Here is a 6,527-nt window from a genome sequence, read left to right as displayed (position 1 = left end):
TGCTTTATTGATTTTATTGTTAATTTATAGACTCATCTAAGCGGAGAAGAGCCCCGGAGATAATGCATCATTTACTAAATTAGAAAAAGCTTCTGTCCAAAGGTGTGCCATGAAACTCGAAAATGCCCCATTCTGCGTTTCGGCAGCTAGCTATCACAGAATGCAGCCGCCAATTTTGACCTACTTGTTCTTATGTCTAGAGCTCTAACTATGTGACCAAATCTGCTAATCCACTACATTAGAAGGGCAACTCTCTTCCCTGTAATTGATCGTTATCCCGTAAAATTCGAGCTTATCTAGTAATAAACTGCCGAATACCTTTTTGGTCATTTAATTTTCACACCCAAACCAAGTGATATTAAGGTACCTACCAGTGTTGTGATCACCACCGATATCAATGAACCAATCAGCACATACTCAGTCATGCTTCGGTCGTCTGATTTATTCAACTCACCAAACCTAAATATTGACTTAGCCGCCAATACAAAACCCACAGCTGCATAGCTCCCCACAAGCGTAAAGGTCAGTATTAACACTCGCTCTAAATAACCGATCAACTCACCACCTGCGATAAGACCACTAATACTAGTAGTATCTTGATCTTGATCTGATATTGGAAACTTCCTTAAGACGCTGCCAATCACAATCGAAGTTGGCTTGAGAATTAGTAAGTAAGCAAATACCACCATAACACCATCTGAGAACTTCTCATCTTGTAGTACGGCATCGATCATTACACCATCTGCCATGTGAAAGGCAATGGCTACTAGCACTGATACATGCAAAGTCTGGTCGATAATAAAATAGGAAAACTTACCACCATTTCGTGCTCTTACTTTCCACAAATCGATAATAAAATGACTTACCGCTATGATAACTACCAAGCAAGTAGTTGAGCGCCAGTCAATACCTAACGCTATAGCAGGAACTAACAACGCGACACCGTGTAATAGTGAGTGAAAGTACAGTTCAGTTGAACGGTAAGTGTATTTTTTCTTTGCTTCTACCCATTGGTTCGGCTGGAGGTAAAAATCACAGATGATGTGAATCATCAAGAACGGTATTAGAACATCAAAAAAATTAAACATACTTGAGTCCCTTCACTTGGTTTATGAATCGCCAATTTAGCTCACTGATTAGCGGCCAACCTGAAGCTTTAAGAGACTTACTGGCAGTGGCAGTAGCAACATCGAGCTTTTCTGCTAACTCACTAATAGACAAACCTTCATTGGTTCGAAGCATCGGAAGCATAACTTCACATTGGCGCGAGGTTAATTCCGTTAGTTGTCTATCGAGGTACTTAAAGAGTAAGTCAAAGTGCTCAGTGAGTTCGAAACGGTCAGAGTTAAATAACAACCTGTCGCTTTTTAAGGCTTTTAGTCCACGCCCAGAAAGAACAAATGCTTCACCCATCGATTCAGAGACAGACTCACGCAAATCGGCATTAGAGGCAATAGCAAGGCTAATGCGACTATCAAACTCTTTGCCAAGCGCTTTAATGCCAATACGATAAATGATGGTGTATCTCAGAGCGCTTTCAATATCATGCACCACGGTCTGAAATTCATCGCCACGCTCAATACTGTGCGCATTTGATGAATTTCCTGCGGTGATCAGTCTCTGAATGTCTTTGATTCGTTTAAGAAGTTGTTCAAACTGTTCAGATGTTAGCTTGGTTGAGTTGACAATATCGCCGCTGATCACTGCGATAGGTTTAGAGGTAGGCTCCACATTAAAACTCCTTCTTTCATGTAGATGCCAATTTAGCCGTTTATGGCTAATAATGCAAATTTAGCCGTTTATGGCTAATAGGTGGAAATTAGCCTTTTAGGGCTAAACGATTCATGAAGCTTGTCATTACCTTAGTTTGACTGTAATCACTTTTACGAGTGCCGTTCGACTACTGTGGCAGTGATCCAATATGATCTGCACCATCAATAATGGATACTGACTCACTTTTGTCCAGAGGCTTCATAGACCTGAATTTTGACTCGTGGCACTTTCTAACTCAAAAGTGTCTTATTGGCTTCATGAGGTGCATAGTTAAGCACAATACTTTCTGAAATTAACGTTACCATAAGGTATAAAATTCCTGCTATGGCATCTCGTTTAGTGCGTTAATCTGGTGTTTCAAACCATCTATAAAAACATCAACATACCTATTAAAACTCTCATCCATCGGTTTGTCATAGCCATTTTGCCAGCGTAAAATGAAAGAAGCATTCATCATTTGAGGTAGAAAACGAGTTAAGTTTGGATACTCACTATTTTCTACCTTCTTAGCCTCCCCTCTTAACTTAGCTTCCCATTCATCCGCATTATCTAGCGGTAAATGACCGAACTCCATGGTTACGAAACCACACATTGATGCAATTACTGTGTTGTACATAGGGACTATATGAGACGGCGGACAATTTGCATCCAAAAGAGCAGCTATAATTCCATCTAGCAATCTAGGATCTTGATACGCATTTGCCAGAAGTCGCCCTCCTATCAAATCTGCGATGTGGGGATGGTGTTTTACTGCACCTCTGTAGTTTTGGAATAACAGGGTCAACCAGACGTGCCAATCCAGGTTACCGTAGTTAGGTGTGACACTAGACATCACTGTATTTGCAATTTCACCTAACAGTGTGTTTTTGTTTTTAAAATACCAATAGATAGCTGTTGGATAGGTATCTAACCGTTTAGCTACGTCTCGAATACTAAACGTATCGATTCCTTTCTCCGCAATAAGATTCAGTGCTACCTCGATTATAATTTCCTTAGAGAGAGGTGTTGTATTTGCTTTTCTTTTCATAAAGGTACCGCTATCTATAAAGTACTTGCTAAAGGGAGGTCTGCTTTTTAGACAGATTGAACGAACTTCTAATGTTAAAAGTATCGTAAACAATATTTAATTTGGTAATCAAGCGGCTACCTTTGTCGACTTCTAACACATCGACAACATTAAAAGGTGCAGGTTCACCATTGGCAAGTGTCCAGTCAAAGTAGAACCAGATAGATATCAAATCTGTACAGTCACGAGTTGATTTCCCTTCCATTACACCCTTCAAGGTTAGCTTTGAACTGCTCGTATCTTCAAACAATTCAGGATAAAAGTCTGCTGCCTTACGTTCACCGTAAAGTGGTGAACTCACCAACGCATCTGGCGTGAAAAGCGATAGTACTTTTTCAATGTTTGCTTCTTCAAGTGCTTCAAGGTATTTGTTTGCTATCGTATTGGCATTCATGATTTCACTCTATTGTTCAGTGTGCAATTCTATATTGTACACTGAACAATAATGAGAGCAAACTTGAGTTTGTAGCTGTTTAATAGAATGAAAGGTGCTGCATTAACAATGAATGCACTCCTGCATTAAATGCATAAATATTTCGCATCGTTGACTGTAATTGGAAGGTTTTGTCCAAAAGCTTCTCAGGTGTCGTCTACTCGACCAAAGTGTGGTAAAGCAATAACTAAATAGAGAGTTCAGACAGGATCTCTGTTTTTCATTGCAGTCATTTCAATGACTGTTTTATTGTAAACTACAATTCACTTTAAGATTTTTATAGTAAAATAGTTTTTACTATAATTATTTCTAACCTATTACTTTGACATTTAAATTTTGGTAAATTAATATTTACCTTATTATATTTACGGTAAAGGTTAATTTACTATGGGAAGAGGTAACATTCAGGTTAGCACTGTTGCTAGTGCCGCACTAACTCATTTTGCCACGATGCTTACAATCCAGCGTAAGGAAAAGAAAATCACTGTAGAAGAGACTTGTTCCCGAGTTGGGGTATCTAAGCCCACTATGATAAAGATTCTTAAAGGTGATCCGTCTGTAAGTATCGGACTCTACTTCGAAACTGCTTGGGTATTAGGTGTTCCTTTATTTGAACCCGATGAAAACCAGTTTGCTATTAAACGTAAAACAAATGCGAAAATTGAGGCATTACTGCCTAATCGAGTAAGAAGGAAAAAGGTAATTTTAGATGATGACTTCTAGTAATCAATGCTTCGTTTGGAAATGGCTTAAAGGACAATCAGAGCCTGTGGTAGCAGGTAGACTCACTATTGATGAAACTGGCCAACATTTTACGTACGGTCAGTCTTACTTGAAACGTTCAGATGCAGAACCAATTTACTCAAATGAATTACCGCTTTCTGCTGGTACTAAGGAACCAGTTCAAGGTATGCCTATATTCTCTTGCTTGCGTGATGCAGCTCCAGATGCTTGGGGACGTAGGGTCATTAATTCTCGGTTGATGGGCAAAGACTACGATGCTGAGTTAGGCGAAATGACGTATTTGATGCATTCCGCTTCAGATCGGATCGGTTCTCTCGATTTTCAAGAATCGGCCACTGAGTATTTTGATCGTTCTACTGATGCGGCAACTCTTGAAGAATTATACAATGCGTCTGAAATCGTCGGTCAAGGTAAGGAAATCTCTTCGGATTTGGATAGAGCACTTATGCATGGTACATCCCTCGGAGGTGCTCGCCCGAAAGCGATGATCACTGGTAATGAAGCTAAGTATATTGCTAAGTTTTCAGCATCAAATGATACTTACGAAGTTGTACAATCAGAATACGTAGCAATGAGGCTTGCCAAGTTAGCAGGACTCAATGTTGCCGAAGTTATTTTTGAAAAAGTATTAGGAAAAGATGTTCTTCTTGTAAGACGCTTTGATAGAGCGTTAGTTGGTGACGTTTGGTGTCGTCGCTCAATGGTGTCCGGGCTGACAGTTTTAGGCTTAGATGAAACATGGGCTAGAGAGGCATCTTACGCAGACCTAGTGAACAATATGAAGCAGTATTGCATCGATTTTACCTCTGATAGCCAAGAGCTATTTGCACGGATGGTATTTAATGTACTGATCGGTAATACGGATGACCATGCTCGAAATCATGCTTTCTTTGTAGAAGGGGAGAAAATATCCCTGTCACCGGCTTATGATATTTGTCCACAAAACCGTACAGGTGGGGAGGCGAGTCATGGAATGAAGATCTTCGAAAATCTTAATTTATCTCTGTTATCACTTTGTATGCAAGCAGCACCAAGTTTCAATATTAAGGCTGAAAAAGCAGAAGAAATTATTAGGTTTCAAATTTCTACGATTACCCAAGAGTTTGAATCCGTGTGTAACGAAGTAGATGTCCCTGAAGTTACGCGAAAGTTACTTTTCAAACGTGTGATATTGAATGACTACATATTCAATGAAATGGAACATTTAAAGCCGCAAGATGGTCATTAAGTAGAATACATGGAATATCTAAATAAACAATGTCCGTACGACATGATGGGTTTTGTCGCAAAGTTTTGCGTTGTCGGTTAAGATTTACTCAATCTTTACCTAATACTCTGAATCTCAATGTTTAAAGGTTGCCACTTCCCCTCTGAAGTTATTCTCGAAACCGTACGTTATTATCTCGCCTATAAACTCAGTTATCGTGAAATTGAAGAGATACAATTGGAGCACGGAGTCGTTGTGGATCAGGCCACTATTAATCGTTGGGTTATCAAATTTACGCCAGTATTAGAGCACAGAGCGAGGTGTAGAAATAAGCCCGTATCTGGCTCGTGGCGAATGGGTGAAACCTACATCAAAGTCTTTGCGCTCAAAAACATAGCGTCTGGAGCGCTTTATCTTTTGATAAACGCGATCAACTGCTGTCATTTGAACCTCCTAACTTTCATACGTGTTCGTAATATAACGCAACCTTATTATGACAGGAAGAAATACGGCAAACTCAAAGGGGATAATACGGCAAAAATAACGAATAAATATTATTAACCTATTGTTTTATAATAATCATTTCAAGGTCATTAAAAATGACCTTTCTAAAATCAACACTCCAACCTTACTATGAGTCTATCCCCTCAGAGATGTTCAGAGCCTCCTCAATTTCTACGCCTAAATAGCAAATGGTATTATCCAACTTAACATGGCCAAGTAATAGTTACACAGCGCGAATGTTTTTGGTTCTCGGCTAAATTAACGTCACCTTGGTACGGCGCATCGAGTGGGTACCATAGAGATAGGGATCGTAGCCGAGTCCCGTTACCCAGCGGAAAATGATGGTGGCGTAGCTGCTACAACTAATTGCTTTACCCTGCCTTCGAGGACTTGGGAAAATAGAGTCTGGTGCAGAGAGTTGGCTGTGCAGTGCGTGAAGTGAGCTCAAACTGTACCCCTCTGGCTGTAAAGCACGCGATCTTGAATCGCACCACCAGAAGAGATATCCCTCACTTTCATTCTAAGTAAGTCACAAGAACGTAACTTGCAATCGATAGCGAGATTGAGCAAGGTCGATTTCAAGCCTAGTGCGAATTCGCCAGATATCTTCAAGCTTGAAGGACTTTTTCTGCCCTGTTAGATGACCTTTCTTCGTCCACATAATTGACCTCCAATCTAAACCAGCTCATCTGCATACGCAGGTAATTATATAAAAAGTACTGCATTTAACTCTCAAGGAACCACTATGCCTAGACCTAAACGCGCGTCCGGCAACCACTTTACCCGTGGCGGACAAATTA

6 protein-coding genes and 2 pseudogenes are annotated in these 6,527 nt (G+C 40.1%); 2 read left to right on the top strand and 6 right to left on the bottom strand.

Going from position 1 to position 6,527, the window contains the following annotated elements; genetic code table 11:
- Positions 1-326: 326 nt before the first annotated feature.
- The 4 genes from ACED28_RS22390 to ACED28_RS22375 all read right to left on the bottom strand — a co-directional run bounded on the left by ACED28_RS22390 (position 327) and on the right by ACED28_RS22375 (position 3,233).
- Positions 327-1,088, bottom strand: coding sequence for a DUF3307 domain-containing protein (locus ACED28_RS22390; RefSeq protein WP_016800251.1), 762 nt, complete (start codon positions 1,086-1,088; stop codon positions 327-329).
- The gene (locus ACED28_RS22385) at positions 1,081-1,731 is read right to left on the bottom strand and encodes a hypothetical protein (RefSeq protein ID WP_016800250.1); all 651 of its coding nucleotides are present in this window, start codon (positions 1,729-1,731) and stop codon (positions 1,081-1,083) included. The genes ACED28_RS22390 and ACED28_RS22385 overlap by 8 nt, the downstream gene beginning before the upstream one ends.
- Positions 1,732-2,095: 364 nt before the next feature.
- Complete coding sequence (locus ACED28_RS22380; protein ID WP_017103707.1) at positions 2,096-2,800, bottom strand: TetR/AcrR family transcriptional regulator; 705 nt, start codon at positions 2,798-2,800, stop codon at positions 2,096-2,098.
- 28 nt (positions 2,801-2,828) lie between these two features.
- Positions 2,829-3,233, bottom strand: coding sequence for a nuclear transport factor 2 family protein (locus ACED28_RS22375; RefSeq protein ID WP_017100096.1), 405 nt, complete (start codon positions 3,231-3,233; stop codon positions 2,829-2,831).
- Positions 3,234-3,659: 426 nt separating this feature from the next.
- On the opposite strand from ACED28_RS22375, the gene ACED28_RS22370 reads away from it, so the two are divergent.
- Both ACED28_RS22370 and ACED28_RS22365 read left to right on the top strand, forming a co-directional pair.
- Complete coding sequence (locus ACED28_RS22370; RefSeq protein WP_017100095.1) at positions 3,660-3,995, top strand: helix-turn-helix transcriptional regulator; 336 nt, start codon at positions 3,660-3,662, stop codon at positions 3,993-3,995.
- Positions 3,982-5,244, top strand: a complete 1,263-nt coding sequence (locus ACED28_RS22365) for a type II toxin-antitoxin system HipA family toxin (RefSeq protein WP_102421462.1) — start codon at positions 3,982-3,984, stop codon at positions 5,242-5,244. Before ACED28_RS22370 ends, ACED28_RS22365 begins: the two co-directional genes overlap by 14 nt.
- A 348-nt stretch (positions 5,245-5,592) precedes the next feature.
- Here the strand turns inward: ACED28_RS22365 and ACED28_RS22360 are convergent.
- Both ACED28_RS22360 and ACED28_RS22355 read right to left on the bottom strand, forming a co-directional pair.
- Positions 5,593-5,667: pseudogene (locus ACED28_RS22360) on the bottom strand (S-adenosylhomocysteine hydrolase); the annotation flags it as partial.
- Positions 5,668-5,854: 187 nt separating this feature from the next.
- A pseudogene (locus ACED28_RS22355) lies at positions 5,855-6,388 on the bottom strand (integrase).
- Positions 6,389-6,527: the final 139 nt, after the last annotated feature.

The sequence above is a fragment of the Vibrio sp. 1F253 genome (assembly GCF_041439295.1).
GTDB classification, from domain to species: domain Bacteria; phylum Pseudomonadota; class Gammaproteobacteria; order Enterobacterales; family Vibrionaceae; genus Vibrio; species Vibrio tasmaniensis_A.
Note: the sequence above shows the minus strand (reverse complement) of the source record. Positions and strands in the feature narration are given on the sequence as shown.